Consider the following 24,846-nt stretch of genomic DNA (forward strand, 5'->3'; position numbering starts at 1 on the left):
TAAGTATTCCTTATGATTTGTCATACCATACGGTCGCTGGCGTCACACTCGCGTTATTTGCCCCACGGCCATGCGTCATATTGTCAGGTTCTAACAATTTGCCGACTTCGGTCATAAAGCCAATTACAGCGGGATGGTTACCAAGTCCGCTCATATAAAGAATCTTAGAGATTTCGGCGCCTTTCGGTAAGCTGAAGGCGCGTTGCGCTGTCAACAGGTTCTTTTCTAGGTTTTCGCCGCCGTACTCCTTATCTGCCTTAGCGGCATCTAGCCAAGAAAGAATCGTTTTTTGTTGCTCTTGTACTTGGCGTTGCTGCATTTGAACGCCTAAATCCACAAGCTTTTGCACTGCTTCTTGAGGCATTTTGAACTGTTGCCCTAACTCTTGAAGCACCTTTGCATCATCGCCGTTCATTTCAAAGCCTTCAGGCATTGTGAAATCGGTGTACTGAATCGGTTGTTCCGCAGGAGGTTGTTCCCCGCCTAAAAGCACTTCGGGCTTAGTTTCTTGATTTTCAGTCGTGGTTGTTGTAGGTGTTGTTTCAACCGTAGTTGCTGGCGGTGTACCTGCATTATTTTCAGTTGTAGTTACAGCAGGCGTATCTGTAGTTGTAGCCGTAGTTGCTGTATCAGTCGTTGTCGTAGTCATTGCTGCTTCGCTCATGGCTCACCTTCTCTTTAAGTTTTGAAAATTGTTGTTTTTGCATGTCTAACCATGCATCTGAATTTGCTTGTGTGATTTCACCAAGGATGTATAGGCCGAACTCTCGGCGACCTTCCATGAAAGCAAAATCACTGATTTGTGCCCCACCGCCATAGGTGGGCTGATATAGGTTTGCGCGATCAATTAAGCGCATTAAAAAGCGCTTACCATAATCAGTTGCAAGAATAGATTTCAGGTCGTTTAGTTCCTGGTCACGTACGCTCTTGCTATCAAGCCGCTTTTGCTCTAATTCGCTCATGCCGCACCGCCTTGCAAGAACATGTCAGAAATGGTTTCTGCATCTGTATCGCTTACAGTTTTCACCGTATTGGCATTAGTGTTTTGGGTTTGTGCTTGTTGCGCTGCAAGTGCTTGCTCTTGTGCCATTTGCTGTTGCTGTGCGCGTTGATTACGGATTTCATCCACTACGCGTTTCGGACGGAAAATGTTAGGAGACACGCCGTTATTCGTTGCGTATTCATCAAGGAATTTGTCAGTGTCAAATTTGTCTAATACTTGAGGATCCACTTGCGCAATCTGACCAACCATTGCTAAAGCACGTTCAAGAACAGCGGAGTCAGAAGATTTTTGTGCAAGCGCAAGGATAGATACGAAGTTAATTTCGACATCTGCGTTTTGGATTGCTTCAGGTGCGATTTGTCGTAAATAGGCGTTATCACGCAATACACGTTCAACACAAAGTTCTACAAGCGGTCGTAATAATTCATCGATCTGCCGCTCAACAACAGGACCAAGCATAAGCATCTTTTCAGATTTACGTTCATACACTTCGGTTGCTGTCATTTGGCCTTTGTCAAAAGCATCGAGCATCATGAACAAATCCGTATGAAATGCACGTTTGACACGCTCTTGGCATTGTGCAATTTGCGCCATAACACCATTTAAATCGAATTGCACATTCAACATTGCTTGAACTTGTGCAACTTGACTTGTTGGCGATGCTTGGTAAAAAGCAATGCCATTCGGCAAGGTTTCGCGCTCATGGCCTTTTAGATAGTCAGGCAATAACAAAGGCGGTCGAACTTGATAATCAACGCCAACTGCAATTTGTTGGTGCCCTTTCTGCAATGCTTTTAAATCGCCTATGCAATCGCTTGCAGGCCCTTCGCCGTAGACGTCACTACTAGAAACGGTCCAACGTCCACAAATAACCTGAAAGCTCATCATGCCGCTTTCACGTAGCAATTTGTCAGTTGCACTTGGTTCGTAGTAGATCGATGCATAAGGCATGTTCTTAGGACCGTGGCCCTTGGCATCTACACGCTCATAAATCGCATGATGAACATCGAATTCCTGTTCGTAGTTCTTATTGTTAAATGCGCTTTTGATTGTGTCTGAAACATTTTCAAGGCCAAATTGCTTAACCATGTTAGCCGTGGTTAATTTGAACTTACGGAAAACGCCGTTCGGTTTATTAAACTGATCGGTAGTAATCGCAAATTCCCCGAAGGTCATCGGGATAAGGTCCATCGTTTCAGCTTTAGCATTTGGCCCATGATCAGGCGCTAATGCTGTACCAATACCGAAGGCACCTTCTTGCATGTAGATATGATGTACAGAGCGATATACATTGCTACGTGAAAAGGCAACGTAACACGCATCTTCAACAGCTTTAAGCCATTGTTTTACTTCAATATCTTTCTGCAATACTTCGTCAGCGGCTTGCAAAGTAAACCACTTGCGGCTTGGTGAACATGTTCCCGATACCATGCCCGCTGCAAGTGTTTTCAGCGAATCTTTACCTGTGTTATCAACGATCTTTGACCAAGCAGCACGATCATGCTTTTGTTGGTTCTTAATCGTTTTAATAGCAACAGGCAAAACGTGCAAAGCTAACTCCGCACAATAATCGTCCATATCGCTGACACGGAGTTGCCAAACGGCATCAAACCGTTTTTTCAGCGCTCTGATATCATCTTCAACCATTGTTAAATACCCTTTAACCTAAGCCGTAGCCCTCAAAGAAAACTTTCATCTTCTTAACCGCCTAATAATGTTTTCTTGCCTAAGCGTAATTGCTCATCATCAACACCCGTTGCATCGGTGTATAACGTGTTCGCAATGCCGCCAGACATAGAGTTTTGTGCATTTTGCACACGGTCGATTGTTGCCGATGCGTCAGGGGTTTTTGAGTCTTGGCGCACTGTGGTTTTAGGTGGTGCTTGAATATCCGCTTTCTTTGCGTCCATACCAAAAAGCTTTGCGGTCTTATCAAGCACGCTATTACCGCCAAATAAAACATCCGTAAAATTGCTACTGCACATGTGAGAACTCCGAGTGAGGTTGTCATTCGTATCATTATGCTTTTGTGAAATGCACAAGGCCCTGTTTCCTGTTGACACTACGCAAACGGGTCGTAATCACGTCTTGCAGCTGACGCATTGATTGACTGCATGATGTGGCGTTTAGGTGTGTCAATTTGCGCATTGATAATTGCAGAACCATAGTCGGGGCTGCGACCAATACGTTTAACAATCTCTTCGCGTGATTCCACTTTGATTTTTGTACCTTGTAAGGCCCAACGTGGTGCGGTTAAGTCTGCTAAAAGCTGCGGTTCAGGAGGCAAAGCAACTGTACTACCGTATGCGGGGTCAAGGGCTTCGCGGAATTGCCACCAGAGTTGTGAACGTAGGTTGAAGAAAGAAAGCTGACCCGATCGGTCGAAAGACGTTGCAGCATTACGAACATCAACAGGAATTACATGCATACCTGATTGCTTTAAGAAATCGTAAGTACTTGCACCAACTCCAATGACATCGACATGAATGGGCGCATGGTCTCTTACATGTGACACAGCAAAGGATGCGCTAGTTGGTCCGTCTGGTGAGTCTTTGCCCTCAAGCACATTTGCACGGTCATACCAAAACTTATAGCGTCCATAACCAATTGTGTTATCCCCGCCCCCACGTGCAACGTCTAAGCCGTAAGAATCCATTTTGAAATCGCCACGATGCAACATGCGCATTTCTGCTAATTCTTTCCAACGTGATTGTGCTGCTTCTACCCATTCTGTCGGGATAACTTGCCATGGGTCATCCTCAATACCTGCACCGAAATCGCCGTATAACATTTGTGACCTCAAAGGTTCAGGCAATGCTTGTAAAGTACTCATGTAGCCTGTTTCCATGTAGTACTTGTTATCTGTCACACGTGCCGGAATGAACGTGCGTGATTTAGGTTTGATAACGTGCTCGGGTTTATAGTCGTTAGGGTCAAAGTCATAAACGATTTGCTCATCGATCAATACAAATGGCTTATTGCTTTCAACCTCTTGTTCTTTACCATCGATCATAGCGAACCAACGTAATTCACCGGGCTTTGCAGGGTTGGGATACCCTTTCTTAATCCAAGGCGCAAAAAAATCAATTACCCATCTGCCTTCCGCAGTAGTTGGAGGGTTAAAGGTCATAAGCACTTTGGATTTAATCGTAGGGTCAGACGAACGATTCCATCCCATAACAAAACGAGCTTGTGATTCTCGAATCTCAGTAGCTTCATCAAGGGCCTTTAAATCATGTGCACGTCCCTGCCAACGCTTCTCATCCCCCATGTTGTCTAAGCCGCCGAATTCAATTAATCGTCCGCCGCCTAAATTCCATTGTGACTTTTGCGAGTTATAGCCGTTCTTATGCCCTAAGATTTCTTCACCGCGTTGCACAATGCCATCTGTCTGCGCTTTCTCCTTACGTACGACAAGACTACGCTTATGGGTCGTCAAACATGACCCGATTACTAAATCTGTCTTGCCCCCGCCCGCTGCACCGCCGAAGCCGATAATGTCAGCTTGTGATAAGTAAGCAGCCATTTGCGGACCTTCAAGCGGGAACCATACAGGCGCATCTGCAAGAAGCTTGATGATTTCTGCACGTTCATCTTCATCAAGTTCCAATAGATATTGCTCGATTTCCGATTCGCTCATTTCAGCAAGCAATGCGAGAATTTCATCATCGGCTGTTTTGGTCATACATCCCCCAATCTTCAGGGCCATACACAATGCTGTAACCCATTGCGAAAATAAACCAAACGTCTGAAAGGTCCTTGAAATGTTGATTACCAAATAATTTGAAATAAAGACCAACGGCAACAATGAAAAATAACCATGTGAAATATGAAAATGATTTTTTCTTGCTAATGCATTTCATCTTGAGCATTAGCAAGGTCAGTGCTCCTGAAAAAAAGGCCATGAATATAAGCGAGAAAATTACGGCAGCTATTTTCATTCTTCAAACTCCCATTCGCCATATCGATGCCTGATATATCTATTGCCGCTCTCATCAATGCCTATTTCATAAGTCTCATAGCCGACTGTTTCGACTCCTACTATTTGAATCTTTGCATTGCAACATGGGCACTCTTCAAGCTCAGGTGGAATAACCTGATCGTTAGAATCAAATTGCAATTGGCCTAATGCAGACCAATACATTTTGCGTAGCTCAGGCGTGTCTTGCAGGTGAAGAAATGCAAGCTCAAATTGATAGGTGCATGATGTGTTATGTACTTTGCGCGGTTGATTATCTAAGCACTCTGTGATTTCTTCATAAACACGTGGCATTGCTTTGTTCAAACCATTCATATCGAAATGATCTTTGACAAAAAGCAATGTTCTATGAAGGCGTGAATTATGCTCAGATGTACTGTATTGAAGCTGCTTAGTAGGTTGATACTTGCCAAGTAGATGCTTGTAGTTGCTGTGCAGTAAATCAATTTCTTTTTGCTTTTCCTCCAATAACTTATTGGCAAATGCATAAACATACGGGTGTAAATCACAGTCACCGTTTAGTTGCTTTTTCAAATTAAAGCCGTTTTCTAGTGCAATCTTTTTGATTAATGAATTATTCATCGCCTTTCACCTTCTTTTTAGCCTTCATCAACTTGGCAAGTGCAGATAGCTTTTTGCTTGATGCTTTCGGGTCTGTTAGTGGGTTTTCTGGGTCATTGCTGTGTTCTACACGTTCTTTGAACATGCCAATGTGTTGACCTGCTTTAATCAATGCGCCTAGTTGGTCGTGCATCTTGATTTCTATGCCGTGTTGCGTCTCTTTAACGCCTGCATAGATCAAACGGGCTTGTGGGCTTACCTTTGTGGTATCTGCAACATGTGTATAGCCAACACCTTCGCCGCGGCATTCAGGGCAATCTGGGTTTGGCTCTTTGAGACGATCAAAGTCTAAGCCGCCTTCACACTTAGGTTCTGGGGCATTGGTTTCGTGTGCATGGGCAATTGCTCTTTTAAATTCGCCTGTAGTCCATTGGTAGTTGTGATCAATTCCCCAACAAAATCTGCAATTTACACGCACAAAACGCTGTAATTCGTTAGGGTCTGCTTGTGCCATTTCCCATAAGCGATTTAATACTTTGTCTTGGGTGATCTTGTTGCGTTCTGCAAGTTCAGCTTCGCCCTCTTCAATGGCTTTTTTAACTTCAAGTTTCTTCAAGTTCTGTTCGCCAATTGAATATGCAGTTTTTGCAGAATATCCTGCGCGAATTGCAGCTTGCGTTGCGTTACGATCAATCAGATATTCATCTACAAATCTTTGTTGTTTTCCGCGTAAAGCCATTAGAAGACCTCCTTATAGCAATAGCCATTGCAGATTCGTCTGCACATTTCATGGGAAATATCGTATTTGTGCCCAAGTTGTCGGAAAGACAGACCTGATTTATGTAATTCGCGAATGTTCTTCACATCTTCCTCTGTCACTTTTGGCGTAGAGTCGCGTTTTACTTTGTCTTTCACTACAAATTCAGGGAGAAAAGCCAATACAGGCATGCGCGCCCCTCCTGCCAAGTCGTTAATTTCTGCGTTTTTGTCTTTGGAGGTGGCGTTAAGGCGTTTATTTATGTTTTTTCTATAAAGTCCTATATATATAAATAGAAAGTTATAGAAAAATGCCATTCAAACGCCTTAACGCCACTAAAACCGAAACGCCTACAACAACGAACACGCAATAAAATGCAAATACGCAAAAAACTACGTGCTCACCCCCTACTGCTTACTGCTTTCGTCCTCAAATAAGTCAGAATCCGCAGAAACGCGCACACGAATACCAAGCATTTTTCTTGCACCGTTTGCGCCTTTTGCTGTTTTAAATTTCGAACTTAAACGCCGCCCTAAGCTTCTTGCTGTAGGTATGTAGCGAAGTTCGCCCTTTTTAGCGGCATACTCGTGCCAACTAGTCCAAAGGTTTGATGAAAGCTCAGAAACGGATTCGGGGTCGCCAACTTCACAGCATTCACTGATCCAGTCCTTTAAAAGGTCCATTTCATCGCGGTATTCTTCACGTGCTTGTTTCGACTTAGCGTGAGGGTTTAAACCCTCTTGCTGATATTCGATTGCACCACGCACAAGCCAAGCCAATACCCCTGACAATTCGTCCGTGAGCTTGGTTGTAAGGAAAGGGTCTTTAACTACGCTTTTGTCAGTATCGTAGTTACGTTCGAAAGGAATCATCATTAGACGACGCCAAATACCGTGATCGCTGCCTTTAATGATCGGTTTATGGTTTGTAGGCATAACCACTGTCCAAGTGGGTACAAACTCCACGGTGTGCCTTGAGTAAAGACCCCGTGCACTAATTTTTTCGCCACCTGTAATGGTTTTTACAAGATTTTCTTTAAGCTCTTTGTTTTCGTCAGGCTCACCAACATAGACAAAGCGAGAACCACGTAAACGCAAAACGTCTTCACGTGCCCCACCTGCCGATGATTTTGTATCCCCTAAGAAGGTTTCAGGCGACGTGGTTGTTGAATAATCGCCAAGGGCTTTAGAAATGGTTGTAAAAATAGTGGATTTACCATTAGAGCCATCGCCAAACGGTATAATCATTAGGTTTTCAATAGGACTTCCTAAAATCGCGTAGCCCATTAAACGACGGAAAAAATCCGCCATTTCTTGATCGCCAAAGAAGGCATCAAGAACCGTCTTTTCAAATAAAGGGCATTTGGCTTTAGGGTTGTAATCGACACCAGTGCTATACGTGATTAGCAATTCTTGGTTAGGCTTGACTAAATCGCCCGTACGCAAATCCACTGCGCCGTTTGCACAGCCCAACAAGTAAATATCACTGTCCAATTCTTTGATCGGCACAAGTACACGTGGGTCGGATTGCGCAAGCGTCACCATGTTTTTGACCATAAACGCTTTTTGAGACATGGCGCAAAACTGATAGAACTCGGCACGTTGCGAGTCGTCATCAATCTTTTTAGCTTCGTCACCCATAGCCAAAACAGTTTGTTTTGCAAACTGTTCGATGACCATGTTTACGCACAATTCCCAATAAACGCCGTTCCATCTGTACCAGGTATTTGTTTCAGCCACGAACATGATTTCGTTGCCGTAAGCGTCTAACATTCTTGAAGCATTACCGAATTCAGTCATCGGGCGCTTTTGGGCATCGTCTAGTGCAATTTGCACTTTGCGACCCCCCATAGCGATATTTACTTCACGTGCTGAAATACTGATTTTGGTTAATTGCTTGAAGCGTTGACGTAATAAGCCTGATAGTTCAGTACGTAATGCCAAATCACTACCCGCAACCTTGCCTGCTTCTTTGGCGACAACTTGCAAAAGCTCTTGTTGGTCACGGCAATCATTAATCTGATTTTTGATGTCAGCAAGAATCTGACGTTTCTCTAATCTAATTTTTGCCTGTTTAGATTCGCGACCTGTCTTAAGTAACCAGTGCGCGGTGACGATACTTGATCCGGTGCCGTTAAACGTACCCCAACGATATTCGAGCTCTTCAAAGCTAACGTAATTCGATGCGGTAGAACTCCATTCATTCCATAGTTCGAGAGCATCATCATTGCCGTCAAACTCATGATGTAAAGACATCCCCACACGCAACCAAGTGTCATAATCTTCATTGTCTATATGTTCTAAATATTTTTTTGCATCATCCAACGACCAACCGATTGTTGCCGTAGTCGTCATTAATAAATCTTCTTCATCTGCCAGTTCGCTAGATGTCAAAGCACCAATACGTGATTTGCTGTTTTTAACCCGAACAAAGCCGTGTTCTTCAGCCATACGTTCAAAGGCTTGAATTGCTTCTTCTACCTGTTCTTTGGTAATGGTCGGCAAGGCATTAGCAGCAAATTCAGAAATGCCACCAAAAAAATCAACCCATTCGTACGGTTTGCCCGTGTCTGGGTGCACGTGATAAGCGACGAATTGTTGACCGCGACCAAGCACTTCGATACGATGCTTATGTATTTCTTTAAAAGGTTTATCAACTTCGGCAGGATCTGCAAACCAAGCCGAAGTCGATTTACCCCAATCAGAATCTTCTGCTCTATACACCAGTAATATTTTTGGTGCATTCCCGACACGCTCACAACTCACACCCAAATTGTCACGACACCATTCTGCAAACTGGTGCGCTAAATCTGCGTCTGTTACGTCAATATCAACTGCGCTAAGTGGGAAAGGCCCTTGACCTGTTAAAATACCCACACCTTGATTTGCAAAGCGCGGTATGTCACTTGCAGTAAGCCGAACGTTTTGCCACCCATCCATAACAGGACGTTTTAAACCCTGCTTAATCGGCACAATCATGTAATGATTGGCTAGCAAGGTTTTTCCAAATTCCTTGAAATAGCTCATACGTCACGCACCTCACAAAACGGTGAAAGGTGGTGTTGCAAATTGCTATCGTCGCCCATGTCATCTATTTGTCGCGCGATCTGAAGCACAGAACCAACTTGTGCACCAGATAACATGGTGTAGGCAAACTGAGGGTTGGCATAAACTGGCACCACATCTTCTTCAATACGATGCCCTGCCGCTATTTCTTCAGGAGAGGCGTGATTAATTTTGTCATGTTCGAAAAGCGCAATTATGCAACGCTTGACAGGATGCACAGTTGTTGCGCGTAACCCATCTGAAGTAAGCGTATCGATTTTATAAATAAAATCTGACTCGTTATAAGTTATTAAGTCGCCTGCTTTAAAATCTTTAGCATTCGGAATATCGCGTGGAATTGCTTTAGCAATATGTGTAACAACTTTAGCTATAGAGCCACTTGTAAACACACATTGACCATTTATTGTCAAACTTCCACAAAATCTTGAACGCTCGTTATATCCTGAATTTATGTACCAATTAAAACTCAAGCCGTCATGAGTTAAACCTGTAATAATTGTCGAACTCATTGAACTAAAAGTAACATTGCTAAAATCAAAACTTTTAAAAGACTTTTTTAGTTTGTCTTTTTGGTTGCGTAATTGAATCCGTTTTGTTCTATCTTGTATTTCATCAATATCACCAAATAGATGATCAAGTATCTGTTCAATCGACATTATCAAAACTCCCAATACACACGTTATTCCATATAGCCAAAATCTTTAGCATTCATCCTAAATCTCCCGCACCGTAAGAGACATTTGCACATTGGCAAGGATGAAAACCACAAGTACTGCACATGGCGCGAACTTGGCCTTTTTCCAATGCAATGAGAAAGAGCAAACAGCTAACCGCATGCGCTAAATGTGATTCGCCCGTTTCAGGGTCTAGTGTTTGCCCATTCCACCAAGCATTTAAATGTCGGTGAGCTGCATCGAAATAACGGGTTTGTGCATTAGGCACTTTGCGCCAATTGTCTTCTGAATATTTGCGCGCACCGTATTCAAGAACATTGATTACAGGTGCAAGCGAACCCTTTGGAATAAGCGAGAAGCGCGGCTTTTCGCTATCAAATTTTTGACCTTCAATCATTCTGTCTTCTCCTCTTGCGTGAGGTCTTCGAAATCTTCTTCACTTGCGAACTGCTCAGGGAATAAGATTTCCATTTCAGAAAGCGCGCCGTCGAAATACCGAATAATCGCTTGCAATAGATTTTTCCTTGGTTGCTGTTCCCCTGATTCAATGCGCCAGTAGTTAGGCGGAGAGCAACCAACACCTAAAGCGACTTGTTCAACAGTCAGCTTTAATTCCTTGCGTTTTCTTGCTAATGGAGAGGCCATTTTCATTAACCTTTTTATATGTAACTTTTCAAAATATACGTTAAACGTAAGTTTTAAACAAGCAAAATTACGCCTCGCTTCATTACGTTTAACGTAATAATCATTAAAATAGGGTATAAATAGCCAACTTTTTAGACCTATGTGGGATAGACATGAAAACTGAAATCGGGCAAGCAATGCGTAAGTTGAGAAAGGCTAAGAAAATGACTCAAGATACACTTGCAGAAAAATTGAGCGTTGCACCCGCGAATATTTCCCGATATGAAAACGGTCAACAAGGAATTGAAGTTGATAAGTTACCTACATTAGCTGAAGCATTAGGTGTAACAGTTGCAGACTTCTTTGCCATTGCCACAGGAACAGAAGTTGATAACTTTGAACCCGCCCCTGAATTAAGAAAAGTTCCTTTAATTTCATGGGTCCAAGCAGGGAAATGCCAAGAAGTGTTTAACGAACCCCACGCCCTTGATAATGTTGAATGGGTAGAAACAACGTATCGCGCTCGCAAATACACATATGCCTTACGCGTTGTAGGTGACAGTATGGAAGCTAAATTTCCAGAAGGATGTATCATCATCGTTGAGCCAGAAGAACAAGCACACAATAAAAGCCATGTCATCGCATTAATGCCTGACAGCAATAAAGCTACCTTTAAACAACTAATAGATGATGAGTCAGGAACCTATTTAAAACCTCTAAACGATAAATACCCTGTAATTGAAGTCCCACCAGGCACGACCTTTTGTGGTGTTGTAAAACGCATGGAAATGGACGTTTGAAACTTTAAATTTTTATAAATCAAAAGCCTGCATTAAATGCGGGCTTTTTTACGTCTCAAACATAAAATTACGCTTGACGTAAGTATTAATTGCGTTTAACTTAACTCCATAACTTACGTACAACGTAACTTTTAGGGTGAACGCAAATGACAACAGATATCCAACAATGGCGCAGTGCAATCTGCGAACAGCTTATCAAAGCAGGCTTAACTGACTCTAAAAACATCGTTTCAGAGGCTTCAAACATTGAAGTTTATGTCTTCGGTGAAAAAGCATCAGACGCTTCAAAACCTGAAATTAAAAACGCAGAAGGTAAAACTTCTAAGCCAGTTAAAACTGAAACTGTAAAAGCAGAACCAGTTGAAGAAGTAAAAGTAGTTGAAACAGCTCAGGTTGAAGAAATTACACAAACTGAAAATGTGGAAACCGCTACAACCACAATCACCAAAAAAGAAGTGACCGATGCTTGTATGGCAGTCGCTAAAAAAGACCGTTCAAAACTTCTCAATATTTTAGAAAAAGTGGGCGCGCCTTCTGTTCCAACAATCAAAGAAGAAGATTACGCGGCTGTTATCGACGCGTGTGAAAAAGCACTTGCATAAGGAAATGCGCATGAGCACTCAAACTCCATTTTTAAACAAACGCATTAAAGCCATCTTTACAGTTGGCGAGTTAATCGGATTCGTACTTGCCTTGCTATTCATTATTGCTTTGGCAGTTGCAGCAGGTTTTACGGCAGCTCAATAAGGATTTAGTCATGACAGCACATGCAAAATTAAGTCCTTCCTCTGCACACCGTTGGATGCGTTGCGCAGGTAGCGTAATTCTTGAGAAAGACCTACCTGATAGCAGCTCAGAACATGCAGATTTAGGAACAGCGGCACATTTCCTCGCTTCTGAATGTTTAGAACAGGAAAAGAACGCAGCGGATTTTGAAGGTGACACGATCGTCATCTTCAAAGGAAATGCGCACTGGATTGCTGAAATTGAAAGCACAATTTCTAGCTTCTTTACTGTAGATGCAGAAATGGTTGAAAACGTCCAAGTTTATTTAGATGCGGTACGTGCACAAGCAGAAGGCAATCAGTTACTTGTAGAACAGCGTGTTGATTTTTCTGATTTCGTAGGCGCTGAAGGTTCGTTCGGCACAAGCGATGCGGTTGTTCTAACCGAAACAGAAATTCAAGTACACGACTTGAAATACGGCAAAGGCTTAAAGGTCGATGCAGAAAGCAACGAGCAATTATCTCTTTACAGTTTGGGCGCATTAGCAACGTTCGGAATGTTCGGCGACTTTAAACAAGTACGAATGGTCATCCATCAACCACGCTTAGGCTATCAATCTGAAGCGGTATTAACAGTCGAAGAGCTTTACGAATTTGCTAGTGATGCAAAAGCTTCAGTTTCTCATATCCACTCTTTAGAAGTCGGATTAGAAGATGGTGACGGGGGCGCAATTGCTGACCTAGAAGGTTCATTTAATCCGGGCGAAAAACAGTGCCATTGGTGTAAAGCAAAGGCAACTTGCCCTGCTCTACAAAAACACTTGGTCGAAACAATTGCAGGCGAGTTTGAGGATTTAACCCAACTCGATTTGCAAGAAGAAATCACCAACGCAACAGCACTTGTTCCAAGTTTTGAGAACGAACAGCTCAGCAAAATGTATGCGGTTATCCCCCTTCTTGAAGGATGGATTAAGGCAGTTGATTCAACTGTTCACCAAAAGATGCATGCAGGTGAAGCGATACCCGGCTTCAAGATGGTTCAAGGCCGTAAAGGTTCACGAGCTTGGGTTGATGCAGAAGAAGCAGAAAAAATGCTTAAGAGCATGCGCCTTAAAACCGAACAAATGTATGACCTGAAATTAATTAGCCCGACCAAAGCTGAAGCACTTCAAAAAGAAGAAGTTATCGGCCCGCGCCAATGGGCAAAAGTACAAGCACTTATTACTCAGGCGGACGGTAAACCTACTGTCGCACCTGAAAGCGACAAACGTCCTGCCTTGGACATGAAACCACAATTTGAAGATTTAACAGTATCGGAGTAATACCCATGAAAATTCGTTTAAACAATGTACGCCTTGCTTTCCCTGCTTTATTTGAAGCTAAAACCGTTAATGGCGAAGGCGAGCCTGCTTTCTCTGCATCATTCATCCTTTCAGGTGATCATCCGCAAATTGCTGAAATCAACAAAGCAATGGAAAAAATGGGCGCTGAAAAATGGGGCGCGAAATGGCCTCAAGTTAAAAAAGAAATCGAAACCAAAGACCGTATGGCTTTGCATGACGGTGACACTAAAGCGGATTACGAAGGTTATGCAGGTAATTTCTTTATCTCTGCACGTAACAAAACCCGCCCTACCATTTTTGACCGTGACGGCAAAACACCATTAGTTCAAGCAGACGGTCGCCCTTATGCAGGTTGCTATGTAAATGCTGCAATTGAGCTTTGGTGCCAAGACAACAACTATGGTAAACGCATCAATGCATCACTTCGCGGTGTGCAATTCCTGAAAGACGGTGAAGCATTCGCAGGCGGTGGCGTAGCGTCTGAAGATGATTTTGAAGATTTAAGCGCCGAATCCGTAGAAGAAGACGCGCTATTTGCAGAATCTTAAAAGTTGAGTGGCCAGTGCGTTAGGAGACCGACGCTAATCGACAAGCCGTGAGTGTCGATACTGGAAACAACCACGGCTGTAAACGATTTTGCCCATGACTCGAAAGGCGTTTACCGCGGTCACTGCGAGAGTGTGACTCGAATTTTTAAATCCTTAATGAGGAAAACAAGAATGAATAATTTAACCGATGTACCTCAATTCCTTGGCGACCTAAAAGGCGGTGTAGCTGAAAAGCAATTAGGTCTATTCCTTTCAACTGTTGCGGGTTCAGTAATCACACACGGCAAAGCAGGCAAAGTTACTTTGGAACTATCTGTTAACCAAATTTCTGACAGCACCCAAGTCGAAATTGCTCACAAAATCAGTTTCAAAGCCCCAACCGAAACGGGCGACAAAAACGAAAATGCAAGCGGCAAAACCGTCATGCATGTTCTTCAAGGCGGCAAGCTGTCTTTGATGCCTGAACGAGTCAAAACAGAAGATTATCTAAACGGCTAAACCCTTCCTACCAAACTTTATAAGGTAAATAACACATGGAACAATTAAACGTAGACAAAATCGCAGCGCTAGCAATTGCGGCTCAAGGCAACTTACCCGTGCAAGTTGATAAAACCGCTTCAATCGCAATTGTGCCTGAAGGTTTTAAAATTTATAGCACTGAAAAATACAATTCTTTGCGCGACCGTTTCCGCGGAACTTTCCAAACGAACAACATTGAATCTTTTGTTGACTATGCAAAAGCCCGTGGCGTTGAAGGCTTAAAAAACTTCGTTAACACCACAGGCACTTTAAAAACTGAAGCGTTTTTTAACATTGGTGATGAAGCCGACCCTGGTCACGCAGATGACACTGCAACTTTAGTTTTGATTAAAAAACCTGAATTTATAGCGTTTGAACATGCAAATGGTCGTCGTTTTGATCAAGAAACTTTAATCGATCTTTTAGACGATTGGGCCGAGTTCATCACTTTCAAAGGTAAAACACTCGTAGATGGCGCGCTTGTAGATACTTCTATTGCCTTTGAAAAAGGCATTCGCGCACTTCGCAAAGTGAAACTTACTAAAGGCACTGAAGTAAACAGCCATGTAGCTGAAATGGGCTATCAAAAAAGCGCAGCAGAAAGTATGGAAGCCACAGGTGTTGATGCTGACTTGCCTACAACCATTGTTCTTAACACTGAAAGCTTCAAAGGCTTGCCCGTTGAATCAGTGCTTATTTCTGTACGTATTTCCGTGAAAGATTCAGACCCTATTTTCATTTTGCGAATTGTAGGTAAAGACAATCACGACCAAAAACGTGCCGACCAATTTATTGAAATTCTCAAAAATAAATTGGCTGAACTTGAAGGTGAATTCTATCAAGGCGTTTTCGAAGCATAACCCTAAAAGCACCCCGCCTTTAGCGGGTTGCTTTGGAAAGTGAATGTATTGCTGACCCTCTGCGTTCACTTTACCAAAGCAAAGGAGAATTAAAAATGTATATGACTGAAGAAGATGTATTAAACACCATTGCCGAAGGTGAATTTGATGCCAACGACCTTTTGAATCAAGCAAATCCAAACTTTGAAAAACAGTTTAAAAAACTAACAAAAGGCTTGGAAAAGCTTATGAAGGATATTCGTAAAAATTTTCCAGATGCCCAGTATTACAGCGCTAGCGATGGCATGATTTTGATGCTTGGAGACCCGCACAGTTCAAGCGGCCACCCTCAACAAGATTTAGAAGCCGCTGACGGTGGTTTGAAGTCAGTATTAAGTGGGGGCGATTTTTAATGTCTGACATCCTTTGGCTTGACCTTGAAACCTATTGCCCTGTGCCAATTAAAAACGGCACACACGCTTATGCAGAACAAGTTGAAATTACCGTATTTGCTTGGGCACTCAATGACGGCCCCGTTCATGTTGAAGATGTAGCATCTAATCCTTTATCAAATGATCTTTGCAAATTACTGAATGATCAAAGCATAAAGCTAATTGCGCATAACTCGCATTTTGACCGTACTGTTTTGCGTCATGCATTGCCAAAAATGGGCCTTGATATTCAAATACCAATCGAACGTTGGGAAGACACAATGGTTCAAGCTTTGAGCCATTCGTTACCCGGCTCACTCGATGCGCTTTGTGAAATTTTCAAGATTGATAAGGACAAGGCAAAAGACAAAGCAGGTAAACAACTTATTCAGCTTTTCTGTAAGCCCCGCCCCGCAAATCAAAAGTTGCGCCGTGCTACTGGTGAAACGCATCCGCTTGAGTGGGCGCGTTTCCTTGAATATGCGAAGAACGATATTTTAGCTATGCGCGAATTGCGCAATAAAATTCCTAAGTGGAATTACCGCGGGGCTGAATTAGCCCTTTGGCATCTTGACCAAAAAATTAATGACCGCGGTGTTTGCATTGACCTTGATCTAGTTGCAGCTGCAATTGAAGCCGTAAACAAAGCGCAATTAGGCTTAGCTAAACGCACGGTTGCTTTAACAGATGGGCAAGTACAAGCAGCTACCCAACGTGATGCAATGTTAAAGCACATTCTCGAAGCGCACGGTGTTTCACTGCCAGATATGCAAAAGTCAACTTTAGAGCGTCGTATAAATGATGACGCTTTACCGCTTGCAGTACGCGAACTGATTGCGGTGCGTTTACAGGCTTCAACTACCAGTACAGCCAAATACAACGCCCTTGCCAAAGGCACAAGCTCAGATGGTCGATTACGCGGAACGCTTCAATTTAACGGAGCTTCACGCACAGGACGATGGGCGGGCCGATTATTCCAACCTCAAAACTTGCCACGTCCTGCACTTAAACAAGCCGTGATTGATGAAGGTATTGAGACTTTGAAAATCGGCTGTGCGGATATGTTCTATGAAAATGTCATGGAACTAATCAGTTCGGCAATCCGTGGTTGTATTTGTGCGCCTGAAGGCAAAAAATTAGTTGTAGCCGATCTATCAAACATTGAAGGCCGTGCATTGGCATGGCTTGCGGGCGAATCTTGGAAAATTAAAGCCTTCTATGACTTTGATGCAGGTAAAGGCCACGACCTTTATAACTTATCTTATGCAAAATCATTTGGCGTATCTCCTGAAGACGTAGACAAAGAGCAACGCCAAGTCGGTAAGGTTCAAGAATTAGCATTAGGTTTCGAAGGCGGTGTAGGCGCGTTTTTAACGTTCGCCGCGGCTTATGGACTGGACCTTGACGACATGGCCGCACAGGCTTTTGACAGCATTGACCCAAGCATAATGAATGAAGCAATCCGCGCTTGGGAATGGCACAAGAAAGAAAAACGCACTACGTTCGGTTTAAAGAAAAATACATGGTTAGTGTGCGACTCGTTCAAACGCTCTTGGCGTTATGCACATCCAAATATTAGCGCATGGTGGAATGAGCTTCGCGTGGCAGCGATTAATGCCATTAACAACCCTGACAAAGCTTTTCCATGTCGCAAAGTAACATTCATTAAAAAAGGTTCTTGGCTTTACATCAAATTGCCGAGCGGTCGTTTCCTTTGTTATCCGGGTGCAAAAGCGGACGACAACAGAATTTCTTATATGGGCAATAACCAATACACACGCAAATGGGAACGCCTTTCCACCTACGGGGGCAAGTTTGCCGAGAACATTACGCAAGCGGTTGCCCGTGATGTGCTAGGCCACAACATGCCATTAATCGAGATTTCAGGCTACGAAATCGATTTAACTGTACACGATGAAGTGATTACAGAAGCCGATGACGTACCGGAATACAACCACGAACATTTATCAAGCCTGCTTGCTACAAATCCCGAATGGGCACTTGATTTGCCTTTAGCGGCAGCGGGCTTTGAGTCATATCGCTATAAGAAGGATTAAGAAATGGTTGAGCAAGATAACGAGCCAAGTTGGCAAGAAATGGATAAGGCGATTTTCATTCTCGAAAACAATTTAGAGATATTTGTGGATCGCCATAGCCAAACCGGTTACTCATGGTTTTTACCAGACCGTGCCGAAATGGAGCGCCTTTATTTTGAACTTAGAAAGGTGTTTGTAGAACATGCGCGAATCGGTAATTGAAAAACACCTAGTGCAATGTGTTGAAGCACTAGGCGGTGAAGTACGCAAAGTTAAATGGATTGGTCGCAACTCAGCCCCCGACCGTATCGTGATGCTTCCAGACAATACATTTTGGGCAGAGCTAAAAGCACCAAACCAAAAGCCAACAGCAGCACAAGCCCGCGAGCATGAACGCATGCGCAAGATGGGTCAACGCGTTGAAGTCATAGACAGCTTAGAGCGAATTGAGGAGTTACTCAAATGATTAATGAAGATCAAGAAAAGCAAGCTCATGAAGATTGGTATAAGAATGATGACCCAATCGCATATAAATTTTTCAAAGCTCTTAGTCCTGAATACATTTCAGATTTTTATACGAGTGAGAAAGCGTGGTTAGCTGCAAAAGGTCAAGCGGTGCCAGAGGGTTATAAACTTGTACCAGTTGAACTTAGTGAAAAAATTGCGGAAAAGTTAGCAGTAGAGCGAATTCAGAAACCACGCCCTGAGAATGATCCTGTTTGGGTTGAAATTGCTGAACGTGCTTATAAGAGTAATTTGTTATCTAAAAAGTGGGAAATAATTCGGGAATATAAAATTTTAACTGAAGCAAGCGAATCAGGGGCTGAAAAATGATCAGATTTAAAAGAATGAAAATAGCCATTACAGCGGATCAACCCTTAAAAGATGTTTGTCGTGTGCTTGAAAGCATGGGCTACAAAAGAATTTTTGGTGAATGCCTTGAATCGCAAGTTAAAACGATTGAGTCTTATGCTGACGGAACTTTTGACGCTTGGGTTTTTGAAGATGATTACGACACCACTCTAGCTGATCTAAGCATAAAAAATGCTAAAAACTATCTTATCCCTCTATCTAACATTGTGCCCCAACAGCTGTATGCTTCTGGTTTAACAAGTTGGGGGCTTGATGAAATCAAGGGGTTTATAGAAGACGGGTACACCTTTTGGTCGTACCCCGATGACGTTTTCATTGGTGATACTGTAATTCTCTCAAGCATAGAACACCTAAAAGAAATACAGATAGAGGGCTGAAAAATGACCCAACCAATTGAATACAAGCCGCACGATTACCAACATTCAATTATCAATCACATTCTTGATAATGATCGTTGTGCGGTGTTTGCGGGAATGGGTACGGGTAAAACATCCTCTACCCTCACCGCTTTAGAAATTCTTGAGATGTTCGAGCCGGGGCCTGCGCTTGTAGTTGCACCTTTGCGCGTTGCTGCTACCACTTGGCCCGATGAGGCTAAGAAATGGCAGCACCTACAGAATTTTAAAGTCGTTGCTATTGTTGGTTCGCCTGAAGACCGTGTACGCGCTTTAAAACAGAAAGCCAACGTGTACACCATTAATTATGAAAATCTACCATGGTTACTTTCATTTCTTGGTAGCGATTGGCCTTTCTCTAAAGTGGTCGCAGATGAAAGCACCAAGCTAAAAGGATTTCGTTTAAGACAAGGTTCGGTTCGCGCTCGTGCCTTAGGTAAAGTTGCGCATACTCGAGTCAAAAGATTCATTGAATTAACAGGAACCCCTGCGCCCAACGGGCTTAAAGACCTATGGGGCCAACTTTGGTTTATCGACCGCGGTCAAAGATTAGGCACTAGTTTCAGCGCTTTTACTGATCGTTGGTTTCAAAAAATCATAGTCGGTGACGATCGTAATGCTGTAAATCTTGTACCGTTTGATCATAGTCAAGGCGAAATTCAAGTACGTATTAAAGACGTTTGCTTAAGCATCGAAGCCAAAGATTACTTTGATATTAAAGAGCCGATCTTTCGCCCTATCGAAGTAGAGCTTACAGGCAAAGCCCTGAAGACGTATGAAGAAATGGAAAAGGAAATGTTCATTGAATTAGCCGAAACAATAGAAGTTGAAGCATTTAATGCAGCATCAAAAACAATGAAGTGTTTGCAGATTGCAAGCGGCTCTATTTATACCGATGAAAACGGCACTTGGCACCCGATCCATGATTTAAAAATTCAGGCGCTTGAATCTGTAATTGAAGAAGCGGCAGGCATGCCCGTATTAGTAGCGTATCATTTTAAAAGCGACCTTGAACGTTTATTAAAAGCGTTTCCAAAAGGTCGTCATTTAGATAAAGACCCGCAAACGATTCACGATTGGAACGCGGGAAAAATCCCTGTGCTATTCGCTCATCCTGCAAGCGCAGGCCACGGGCTAAATTTACAAGATGGCGGAAACATCCTTGTGTTCTTTTCTCACTGGTGGGATTTAGAACAATACCAACAGATCATTGAACGTATCGGGCCAACACGCCAAGCGCAAGCAGGCTATGACCGCCCTGTTTATATCTATCACATCATTGCAAAAGGCACGATGGACGAAATCGTCATGGAGCGCCGTGAGTCAAAACGCGAAGTACAAGATTTATTAATGGAGGCTATGAAAAAGCGATGCGAAGTTTAATTGAAAAAGACAGCGACGATTTACCAGAAGAAATTTTAATTAGCATTGGAGAAGTAGCGTAATGGGAAAATATATTGTTGTAGTTGAATCGGACAAACCACCGCAAATTTTCGTGCACGATAATGTGCCTAATATTGGTAAGGTTTTGGAAATCAAAGCGGAGGAAATACCAAACCGTGTGTCGGCTTCATGGCTTGAAGAAAGATACGGCTTATCACGTAAAACTATCGTAAATCATCTAAAAGCTTTTAACCGCGGCACTGATACGAAACACTTGTATGACCCGAAAGAAGTCATACCGATTTTGGATAATTTAAATGTAGTGTCCAAACGTGGAGCACAACGTAAGAATTAAAAAAGGGGCTATAAAGCCCCTTTAAATTATGATGCGTTCATCATCTTAGCGATATCAGACGCAGACGGATTATAATAAGTATTAATTAAAATCCCAATTGTCTTATGCCCCGTCACCTTGGCTAAAATCTCAACTGGTAGTTTTCTTTTATTAACGAGTCGTGTAATAGCTTCATGACGCGAATCATGAAAATGGACCTTTCCAGTTAAACCGAGTTTTTTCAAATTACGTTGCCAAACCAACCGGAAAGAATTGTCGTTGTGCGGTATCAATTTTTCACGGTCCTTGGGTATAAGGTCAATTAGTTCTTTAGCTTCATAGGTTAAAGGGACATCTCTTGAATCGCCATTTTTAGTGATCGGCAAATGAATATAATCATCATAAATATGATCACGCATAATTCTAATAATTTCACCACGTCTCATTGCTGTTTCTAAAGCCAATAAAAATGACCATCCAACATATTGAGCGGCTGTTTTCGGTTCGGTACCGCGCACATACCCCAAGCCATCAATGATTTGTTGAATGGTATCTTCACTAATAGAAACGTTCCGCGGCTTCGGTTTTTGAGGTTTTGCCACATCACGAAAAGGGTTTTCTTTAATTAAAAATAGTTCAGTACGTGCATAAGTAAAAATAGAACTATAAAGGCACATTTGACGATGCACGGTACCCGGTGCAACTTCCCTTAAACGTTCATTACGCCATTGGGTTATTTGTTGCGGGGTAATATCGTGTATGGATGCATAAGCCAATTCACCAAAATACTTATCAAAGGCCCTTAGCTGCTGCTTGATATATGACGAACTGCGCGTTTTGCAGCCCACATCTTGATAGTATTTTTCAAATAAAGACTTAAAAGGGAATGGAGGTTTTTTATTTTCTTCAACAAGCTCTTTATATTGCGATTTCATTTCTAGCAATCGCGTAGCAGCCCATTGTTCACATTCACGGATAGTATCACGGGTTGCACTATCTCTAAGATTTTTATAACGAACTTGGATACGCCAAGCATTGCCGCGCTTCACTGGTTTTTGCATAAAGTCACCTTGGTGTCGTAGCAGCACCAAACACAAAACCCAAGTCGAAACTTGGGGTCATTTTGGTGCTAAAACGGAAATGATAAGGTGTTTTTGATGCGAATTTTGGGAATTTTACGCCCCCAAGCTGACCAATTAAGCATTAAAAACTTAGGTTTCATTCCTCGATTTAGGCACTTAAATAATTGGTATTTAAGCAATAAATCTTGGTAGGTATATCCAGACTCGAACTGGAGACCTCTACGATGTCAACGTAGCGCTCTAACCAACTGAGCTATACACCTAGAATGGAAAGCATAATATTCATTTTTCAAAAGCAAAACAAGTGATTTTCAATTGAAAAAAATACAAATGAGCAGACTTTAAGCAACCTTTTTTCATTTCCAAAAAAAGAAAAACGGTACATGGTTTAACCACATACCGTTTTGTTTAGCTGAATATTAAGCTCAACTTAACAAGGACATTTCTTCAAAGTACCGCCTGCCGATGGATAGCGCACATCGACACAATGACGATAGAAAGTCTTTGCATCCATTGGTGTTAAATCAGGATGATGAGCTTTCATGTGCTCCAAATAAGTTTGGTAGTCTGGAACACCAACCATCAGTCGAAAGCTTTGCTGTAAACGCTGCCACAGCGTCGCAATACGAGACCAGTTCTTTGGCGAAAGCAACAGCTCTTTTTGCGAGAGCACTGTCATTTTGATGATTTTCGCAATAATGACCGTTCCATTTTTTGCAAATTTAAAATTCATCATTACTCTCCTCGTGGGGTGACCACTTCCCGATCAGCATATACAGCAGGCGCTTCATTTACAGTTGGTTTAGGGCTTGCTAAAGCACGGCGCACAATACCAATCGAAGCAATAATCATGACAATCGAAACAATCATAAAGAAGCCACAAAGCGCAGCATTAATCTGATTAGACATCACAATGTTTTGCATCTCAGCAATACTTTTAGCTGGTTTTAATATTTCACCGCGAGCAATCGCGTCAGAGAACTTATGCGCTTGCGCCAAGAAACCAATCTTAGGATTTTCGTGGAAAATCTTTTGCCAGCCCGCAGTCATACAAGTGATGAATAAGAAAATTGTTGGAATGATGGTCACCCAAACATATTTTTCTTTTTTCATTTTAAACAGAATGACTGTACCCAAAATGAGTGCCATTGAAGCCAACATTTGGTTACCAACACCAAATAAAGGCCATAAGGAGTTAACACCACCGAGTGGATCAATCACACCTTGATAGACGAAGAAGCCCCATCCACCGACTGCAACTGCCGTACCGACCAAGTTACCAAAGAATGAACCTGATGCTTTAACCGCAGGAATAACTATACCAACCGTATCTTGCACCATGAAACGGCAAGCACGAGTACCCGCATCTACAGCAGTTAAAATGAATAACGCTTCAAATAAAATCGCAAAGTGGTACCAGAACGCCATCATTGAACGGCTATTGAAAATTTCCGAAATGATGTGTGCCATACCAATCGCAAAGGTAGGCGCACCACCTGTACGTGAAAGAATTGAGCTTTCACCCACTTCTTGAGCCAACAAAGTTAGCATTTCAGGAGTAACGACAAAGCCTAAATTACGTACAGCTTCTGCCGCAGTTTCTACAGTTGTACCCAGTACAGCCGCAGGTGCATTAATTGCAAAGTACACACCTGGGTCTAAGACAGTTGCACAGATCATCGCCATAATACCGACGAATGATTCCATGAGCATACCGCCATAACCAATCACACGAATATCTGCTTCGTTATCGACGAGTTTTGGTGTTGTACCACTTGATACAAGCGCATGGAAACCAGAAATCGCACCACAGGCAATGGTAATAAATAGGAATGGGAATAAGCTACCCGAGAAAACTGGGCCAGTACCGTCAATAAAATGAGTCACTGCTGGCATTTTCAGTTCAGGTAATGCAATGATGATACCGACTGCTAAACCGAGAATGACACCAATTTTAAGGAATGTTGATAGATAATCACGTGGCGCTAACAATAACCAGACAGGTAAGACTGAGGCGATAAAACCATAAATGATTAAGCACCATGTAAGCTGTGTTCCTGTTAAAGTGAAAAACTCACCCCAGTAAGGATCTGCTGCAACATTTCCACCGTAAACAATTGCAAGCATCATTAAGACGAAGCCAATAATCGAAACTTCAGCAATACGTCCCGGACGGATAAAGCGCATATAAACGCCCATGAACAATGCAATTGGAATGGTTGCTGCAATCGTGAAAACACCCCATGGACTATGGGCAAGTGCTTTAACCACAACTAAAGCCAATACAGCAAGGATAATAATCATTACCCCAAGCGCACCAAGCATTACAACGATACCAGCAAAAGAACCTAATTCTTGTTTTGCCATTTCACCAAGCGAACGACCGTCTCGACGCGTTGAAATAAATAAAACTAAAAAGTCTTGTACTGCACCCGCGACAACCACACCGACCAGTAGCCAGATTGTCCCTGGTAAAAAACCCATTTGTGCAGCCAAAATTGGCCCGACTAATGGCCCCGCTCCTGCAATCGCAGCGAAGTGGTGACCAAAAAGTACATATTTATTGGTGGGAACATAATCCAGACCATCGGCTAAACGGTGGGCTGGGGTTAAACGTCTTGGGTTTAATTCAAATACTTTAGTTGCAATAAATAGACTATAAAATCGATATGCGATGCTATATACACATGCTGCAGCCAGTACAAGCCAAACCGCATTAACATGTTCACCACGACTGAGTGCCAGCATCCCAAAAGAAATTGCACCTATTATTGCCACTAGGCTCCAGACCAGCTTGGAGGGAAGCGTAGATTTCGCTTGCATTGTGTCCATTCTTAACCTCTCAATAAATAACTACAGCATTTTTATATTGTTA

At 42.6% G+C, this 24,846-nt stretch carries 31 protein-coding genes and 1 tRNA gene; 15 read left to right on the top strand and 17 right to left on the bottom strand.

What is annotated here, in order from left to right; translation table 11 throughout:
- Positions 1–10 precede the first annotated feature (10 nt).
- The 13 genes from ACT53H_RS02830 to ACT53H_RS02890 all read right to left on the bottom strand — a co-directional run bounded on the left by ACT53H_RS02830 (position 11) and on the right by ACT53H_RS02890 (position 10,684).
- Positions 11–664, bottom strand: a complete 654-nt coding sequence (locus ACT53H_RS02830) for a hypothetical protein (protein WP_476008562.1) — start codon at positions 662–664, stop codon at positions 11–13.
- Positions 630–962: a Bbp19 family protein gene (locus ACT53H_RS02835; protein WP_476008563.1), complete on the bottom strand. Its 333-nt coding sequence runs from the start codon at positions 960–962 to the stop codon at positions 630–632. Before ACT53H_RS02835 ends, ACT53H_RS02830 begins: the two co-directional genes overlap by 35 nt.
- Positions 959–2,650 (bottom strand): portal protein, encoded by a 1,692-nt coding sequence (locus tag ACT53H_RS02840; protein WP_476008564.1) that lies wholly within the window; start codon positions 2,648–2,650, stop codon positions 959–961. The genes ACT53H_RS02835 and ACT53H_RS02840 overlap by 4 nt, the downstream gene beginning before the upstream one ends.
- 53 nt (positions 2,651–2,703) lie before the next feature.
- Positions 2,704–2,988, bottom strand: coding sequence for a hypothetical protein (locus ACT53H_RS02845; RefSeq protein ID WP_476008565.1), 285 nt, complete (start codon positions 2,986–2,988; stop codon positions 2,704–2,706).
- A gap of 77 nt (positions 2,989–3,065) precedes the next feature.
- On the bottom strand, positions 3,066–4,688 hold the full coding sequence (locus tag ACT53H_RS02850) for a terminase (RefSeq protein ID WP_476008566.1): 1,623 nt from the start codon (positions 4,686–4,688) through the stop codon (positions 3,066–3,068).
- Positions 4,669–4,944 (bottom strand): hypothetical protein, encoded by a 276-nt coding sequence (locus ACT53H_RS02855; RefSeq protein ID WP_476008567.1) that lies wholly within the window; start codon positions 4,942–4,944, stop codon positions 4,669–4,671. Before ACT53H_RS02855 ends, ACT53H_RS02850 begins: the two co-directional genes overlap by 20 nt.
- Complete coding sequence (locus tag ACT53H_RS02860) at positions 4,941–5,564, bottom strand: hypothetical protein (protein WP_476008568.1); 624 nt, start codon at positions 5,562–5,564, stop codon at positions 4,941–4,943. Before ACT53H_RS02860 ends, ACT53H_RS02855 begins: the two co-directional genes overlap by 4 nt.
- On the bottom strand, positions 5,557–6,282 hold the full coding sequence (locus tag ACT53H_RS02865; protein ID WP_476008569.1) for a terminase small subunit: 726 nt from the start codon (positions 6,280–6,282) through the stop codon (positions 5,557–5,559). The genes ACT53H_RS02860 and ACT53H_RS02865 overlap by 8 nt, the downstream gene beginning before the upstream one ends.
- Positions 6,282–6,491, bottom strand: coding sequence for a hypothetical protein (locus tag ACT53H_RS02870; protein ID WP_447604105.1), 210 nt, complete (start codon positions 6,489–6,491; stop codon positions 6,282–6,284). The genes ACT53H_RS02865 and ACT53H_RS02870 overlap by 1 nt, the downstream gene beginning before the upstream one ends.
- Positions 6,492–6,707: 216 nt before the next feature.
- Positions 6,708–9,326: a phage/plasmid primase, P4 family gene (locus ACT53H_RS02875; RefSeq protein ID WP_476008570.1), complete on the bottom strand. Its 2,619-nt coding sequence runs from the start codon at positions 9,324–9,326 to the stop codon at positions 6,708–6,710.
- On the bottom strand, positions 9,323–10,021 hold the full coding sequence (locus ACT53H_RS02880; RefSeq protein ID WP_476008571.1) for a hypothetical protein: 699 nt from the start codon (positions 10,019–10,021) through the stop codon (positions 9,323–9,325). Before ACT53H_RS02880 ends, ACT53H_RS02875 begins: the two co-directional genes overlap by 4 nt.
- Before the next feature lie 52 nt (positions 10,022–10,073).
- Complete coding sequence (locus ACT53H_RS02885) at positions 10,074–10,436, bottom strand: dATP/dGTP diphosphohydrolase domain-containing protein (RefSeq protein WP_476008572.1); 363 nt, start codon at positions 10,434–10,436, stop codon at positions 10,074–10,076.
- Complete coding sequence (locus tag ACT53H_RS02890) at positions 10,433–10,684, bottom strand: helix-turn-helix transcriptional regulator (RefSeq protein WP_447604109.1); 252 nt, start codon at positions 10,682–10,684, stop codon at positions 10,433–10,435. Before ACT53H_RS02890 ends, ACT53H_RS02885 begins: the two co-directional genes overlap by 4 nt.
- A 152-nt stretch (positions 10,685–10,836) precedes the next feature.
- Between ACT53H_RS02890 and ACT53H_RS02895 the strand changes: the two genes are divergently transcribed.
- The 15 genes from ACT53H_RS02895 (at position 10,837) to ACT53H_RS02965 (ending at position 20,910) form a co-directional block, all read left to right on the top strand.
- Positions 10,837–11,463 (top strand): LexA family protein, encoded by a 627-nt coding sequence (locus tag ACT53H_RS02895; protein ID WP_447604110.1) that lies wholly within the window; start codon positions 10,837–10,839, stop codon positions 11,461–11,463.
- 146 nt (positions 11,464–11,609) lie between these two features.
- A complete protein-coding gene (locus ACT53H_RS02900) occupies positions 11,610–12,065 on the top strand; it encodes a hypothetical protein (RefSeq protein ID WP_476008573.1) in 456 nt (151 codons plus the stop codon).
- A gap of 10 nt (positions 12,066–12,075) precedes the next feature.
- Complete coding sequence (locus tag ACT53H_RS02905) at positions 12,076–12,210, top strand: hypothetical protein (protein ID WP_476008574.1); 135 nt, start codon at positions 12,076–12,078, stop codon at positions 12,208–12,210.
- 10 nt (positions 12,211–12,220) lie between these two features.
- Complete coding sequence (locus ACT53H_RS02910; RefSeq protein ID WP_476008575.1) at positions 12,221–13,510, top strand: DUF2800 domain-containing protein; 1,290 nt, start codon at positions 12,221–12,223, stop codon at positions 13,508–13,510.
- A 5-nt stretch (positions 13,511–13,515) separates the two neighbouring features.
- Positions 13,516–14,079, top strand: coding sequence for a DUF2815 family protein (locus tag ACT53H_RS02915; protein WP_476008576.1), 564 nt, complete (start codon positions 13,516–13,518; stop codon positions 14,077–14,079).
- A gap of 171 nt (positions 14,080–14,250) precedes the next feature.
- Positions 14,251–14,577, top strand: coding sequence for a hypothetical protein (locus ACT53H_RS02920; protein ID WP_476008577.1), 327 nt, complete (start codon positions 14,251–14,253; stop codon positions 14,575–14,577).
- Between the two features lie 35 nt (positions 14,578–14,612).
- On the top strand, positions 14,613–15,458 hold the full coding sequence (locus ACT53H_RS02925) for a DUF2303 family protein (protein ID WP_476008578.1): 846 nt from the start codon (positions 14,613–14,615) through the stop codon (positions 15,456–15,458).
- 95 nt (positions 15,459–15,553) lie between these two features.
- On the top strand, positions 15,554–15,850 hold the full coding sequence (locus ACT53H_RS02930) for a hypothetical protein (RefSeq protein WP_476008579.1): 297 nt from the start codon (positions 15,554–15,556) through the stop codon (positions 15,848–15,850).
- Entirely contained in the window at positions 15,850–17,925 is a 2,076-nt protein-coding gene (locus ACT53H_RS02935) for a DNA polymerase (RefSeq protein ID WP_476008580.1), read from the top strand. The genes ACT53H_RS02930 and ACT53H_RS02935 overlap by 1 nt, the downstream gene beginning before the upstream one ends.
- Positions 17,926–17,928: 3 nt before the next feature.
- Complete coding sequence (locus tag ACT53H_RS02940) at positions 17,929–18,126, top strand: hypothetical protein (RefSeq protein ID WP_476008581.1); 198 nt, start codon at positions 17,929–17,931, stop codon at positions 18,124–18,126.
- Positions 18,107–18,370, top strand: a complete 264-nt coding sequence (locus ACT53H_RS02945; protein WP_476008582.1) for a PDDEXK family nuclease — start codon at positions 18,107–18,109, stop codon at positions 18,368–18,370. The genes ACT53H_RS02940 and ACT53H_RS02945 overlap by 20 nt, the downstream gene beginning before the upstream one ends.
- Positions 18,367–18,738 carry a hypothetical protein gene (locus tag ACT53H_RS02950; protein ID WP_476008583.1) on the top strand — a complete coding sequence of 124 codons (372 nt, stop codon included), beginning with the start codon at positions 18,367–18,369 and terminating at the stop codon, positions 18,736–18,738. Before ACT53H_RS02945 ends, ACT53H_RS02950 begins: the two co-directional genes overlap by 4 nt.
- On the top strand, positions 18,735–19,154 hold the full coding sequence (locus tag ACT53H_RS02955; protein WP_476008584.1) for a hypothetical protein: 420 nt from the start codon (positions 18,735–18,737) through the stop codon (positions 19,152–19,154). The genes ACT53H_RS02950 and ACT53H_RS02955 overlap by 4 nt, the downstream gene beginning before the upstream one ends.
- 3 nt (positions 19,155–19,157) lie before the next feature.
- Entirely contained in the window at positions 19,158–20,555 is a 1,398-nt protein-coding gene (locus tag ACT53H_RS02960; protein WP_476008585.1) for an SNF2-related protein, read from the top strand.
- A gap of 61 nt (positions 20,556–20,616) precedes the next feature.
- The gene (locus tag ACT53H_RS02965; RefSeq protein ID WP_476008586.1) at positions 20,617–20,910 is read left to right on the top strand and encodes a hypothetical protein; all 294 of its coding nucleotides are present in this window, start codon (positions 20,617–20,619) and stop codon (positions 20,908–20,910) included.
- A 26-nt stretch (positions 20,911–20,936) separates the two neighbouring features.
- On the opposite strand, the gene ACT53H_RS02970 is transcribed toward ACT53H_RS02965, so the two are convergent.
- From ACT53H_RS02970 to ACT53H_RS02985, 4 genes are all read right to left on the bottom strand, one after another.
- On the bottom strand, positions 20,937–21,950 hold the full coding sequence (locus tag ACT53H_RS02970; protein WP_476008587.1) for a tyrosine-type recombinase/integrase: 1,014 nt from the start codon (positions 21,948–21,950) through the stop codon (positions 20,937–20,939).
- 207 nt (positions 21,951–22,157) lie between these two features.
- Positions 22,158–22,234 (bottom strand) — tRNA-Val (locus ACT53H_RS02975).
- A 167-nt stretch (positions 22,235–22,401) separates the two neighbouring features.
- On the bottom strand, positions 22,402–22,707 hold the full coding sequence (locus ACT53H_RS02980; RefSeq protein WP_151964121.1) for a YbdD/YjiX family protein: 306 nt from the start codon (positions 22,705–22,707) through the stop codon (positions 22,402–22,404).
- Positions 22,707–24,803, bottom strand: coding sequence for a carbon starvation CstA family protein (locus ACT53H_RS02985; RefSeq protein WP_476008588.1), 2,097 nt, complete (start codon positions 24,801–24,803; stop codon positions 22,707–22,709). The genes ACT53H_RS02980 and ACT53H_RS02985 overlap by 1 nt, the downstream gene beginning before the upstream one ends.
- Between the last annotated feature and the right edge of the window lie 43 nt (positions 24,804–24,846).

Source organism: Acinetobacter sp. DMC2 (assembly GCF_056314305.1).

Excerpts from the sequence above, each read along its gene's own strand:
- ACT53H_RS02870 (WP_447604105.1), bottom strand. The coding sequence starts at position 6,491 with ATGCCTGTATTGGCTTTTCTCCCTGAATTTGTAGTGAAAGACAAAGTA.
- ACT53H_RS02965 (WP_476008586.1), top strand. The coding sequence starts at position 20,617 with ATGGGAAAATATATTGTTGTAGTTGAATCGGACAAACCACCGCAAATT.
- ACT53H_RS02910 (WP_476008575.1), top strand. The coding sequence starts at position 12,221 with ATGACAGCACATGCAAAATTAAGTCCTTCCTCTGCACACCGTTGGATG.
- ACT53H_RS02880 (WP_476008571.1), bottom strand. The coding sequence starts at position 10,021 with ATGTCGATTGAACAGATACTTGATCATCTATTTGGTGATATTGATGAA.
- ACT53H_RS02885 (WP_476008572.1), bottom strand. The coding sequence starts at position 10,436 with ATGATTGAAGGTCAAAAATTTGATAGCGAAAAGCCGCGCTTCTCGCTT.
- ACT53H_RS02865 (WP_476008569.1), bottom strand. The coding sequence starts at position 6,282 with ATGGCTTTACGCGGAAAACAACAAAGATTTGTAGATGAATATCTGATT.
- ACT53H_RS02920 (WP_476008577.1), top strand. The coding sequence starts at position 14,251 with ATGAATAATTTAACCGATGTACCTCAATTCCTTGGCGACCTAAAAGGC.
- ACT53H_RS02845 (WP_476008565.1), bottom strand. The coding sequence starts at position 2,988 with ATGTGCAGTAGCAATTTTACGGATGTTTTATTTGGCGGTAATAGCGTG.
- ACT53H_RS02915 (WP_476008576.1), top strand. The coding sequence starts at position 13,516 with ATGAAAATTCGTTTAAACAATGTACGCCTTGCTTTCCCTGCTTTATTT.
- ACT53H_RS02850 (WP_476008566.1), bottom strand. The coding sequence starts at position 4,688 with ATGACCAAAACAGCCGATGATGAAATTCTCGCATTGCTTGCTGAAATG.
- ACT53H_RS02940 (WP_476008581.1), top strand. The coding sequence starts at position 17,929 with ATGGTTGAGCAAGATAACGAGCCAAGTTGGCAAGAAATGGATAAGGCG.
- ACT53H_RS02840 (WP_476008564.1), bottom strand. The coding sequence starts at position 2,650 with ATGGTTGAAGATGATATCAGAGCGCTGAAAAAACGGTTTGATGCCGTT.
- ACT53H_RS02945 (WP_476008582.1), top strand. The coding sequence starts at position 18,107 with ATGCGCGAATCGGTAATTGAAAAACACCTAGTGCAATGTGTTGAAGCA.
- ACT53H_RS02855 (WP_476008567.1), bottom strand. The coding sequence starts at position 4,944 with ATGAAAATAGCTGCCGTAATTTTCTCGCTTATATTCATGGCCTTTTTT.
- ACT53H_RS02930 (WP_476008579.1), top strand. The coding sequence starts at position 15,554 with ATGTATATGACTGAAGAAGATGTATTAAACACCATTGCCGAAGGTGAA.
- ACT53H_RS02900 (WP_476008573.1), top strand. The coding sequence starts at position 11,610 with ATGACAACAGATATCCAACAATGGCGCAGTGCAATCTGCGAACAGCTT.
- ACT53H_RS02895 (WP_447604110.1), top strand. The coding sequence starts at position 10,837 with ATGAAAACTGAAATCGGGCAAGCAATGCGTAAGTTGAGAAAGGCTAAG.
- ACT53H_RS02980 (WP_151964121.1), bottom strand. The coding sequence starts at position 22,707 with ATGATGAATTTTAAATTTGCAAAAAATGGAACGGTCATTATTGCGAAA.
- ACT53H_RS02925 (WP_476008578.1), top strand. The coding sequence starts at position 14,613 with ATGGAACAATTAAACGTAGACAAAATCGCAGCGCTAGCAATTGCGGCT.
- ACT53H_RS02835 (WP_476008563.1), bottom strand. The coding sequence starts at position 962 with ATGAGCGAATTAGAGCAAAAGCGGCTTGATAGCAAGAGCGTACGTGAC.
- ACT53H_RS02935 (WP_476008580.1), top strand. The coding sequence starts at position 15,850 with ATGTCTGACATCCTTTGGCTTGACCTTGAAACCTATTGCCCTGTGCCA.
- ACT53H_RS02955 (WP_476008584.1), top strand. The coding sequence starts at position 18,735 with ATGATCAGATTTAAAAGAATGAAAATAGCCATTACAGCGGATCAACCC.
- ACT53H_RS02985 (WP_476008588.1), bottom strand. The coding sequence starts at position 24,803 with ATGGACACAATGCAAGCGAAATCTACGCTTCCCTCCAAGCTGGTCTGG.
- ACT53H_RS02830 (WP_476008562.1), bottom strand. The coding sequence starts at position 664 with ATGAGCGAAGCAGCAATGACTACGACAACGACTGATACAGCAACTACG.
- ACT53H_RS02890 (WP_447604109.1), bottom strand. The coding sequence starts at position 10,684 with ATGGCCTCTCCATTAGCAAGAAAACGCAAGGAATTAAAGCTGACTGTT.
- ACT53H_RS02860 (WP_476008568.1), bottom strand. The coding sequence starts at position 5,564 with ATGAATAATTCATTAATCAAAAAGATTGCACTAGAAAACGGCTTTAAT.
- ACT53H_RS02905 (WP_476008574.1), top strand. The coding sequence starts at position 12,076 with ATGAGCACTCAAACTCCATTTTTAAACAAACGCATTAAAGCCATCTTT.
- ACT53H_RS02960 (WP_476008585.1), top strand. The coding sequence starts at position 19,158 with ATGACCCAACCAATTGAATACAAGCCGCACGATTACCAACATTCAATT.
- ACT53H_RS02950 (WP_476008583.1), top strand. The coding sequence starts at position 18,367 with ATGATTAATGAAGATCAAGAAAAGCAAGCTCATGAAGATTGGTATAAG.
- ACT53H_RS02875 (WP_476008570.1), bottom strand. The coding sequence starts at position 9,326 with ATGAGCTATTTCAAGGAATTTGGAAAAACCTTGCTAGCCAATCATTAC.
- ACT53H_RS02970 (WP_476008587.1), bottom strand. The coding sequence starts at position 21,950 with ATGCAAAAACCAGTGAAGCGCGGCAATGCTTGGCGTATCCAAGTTCGT.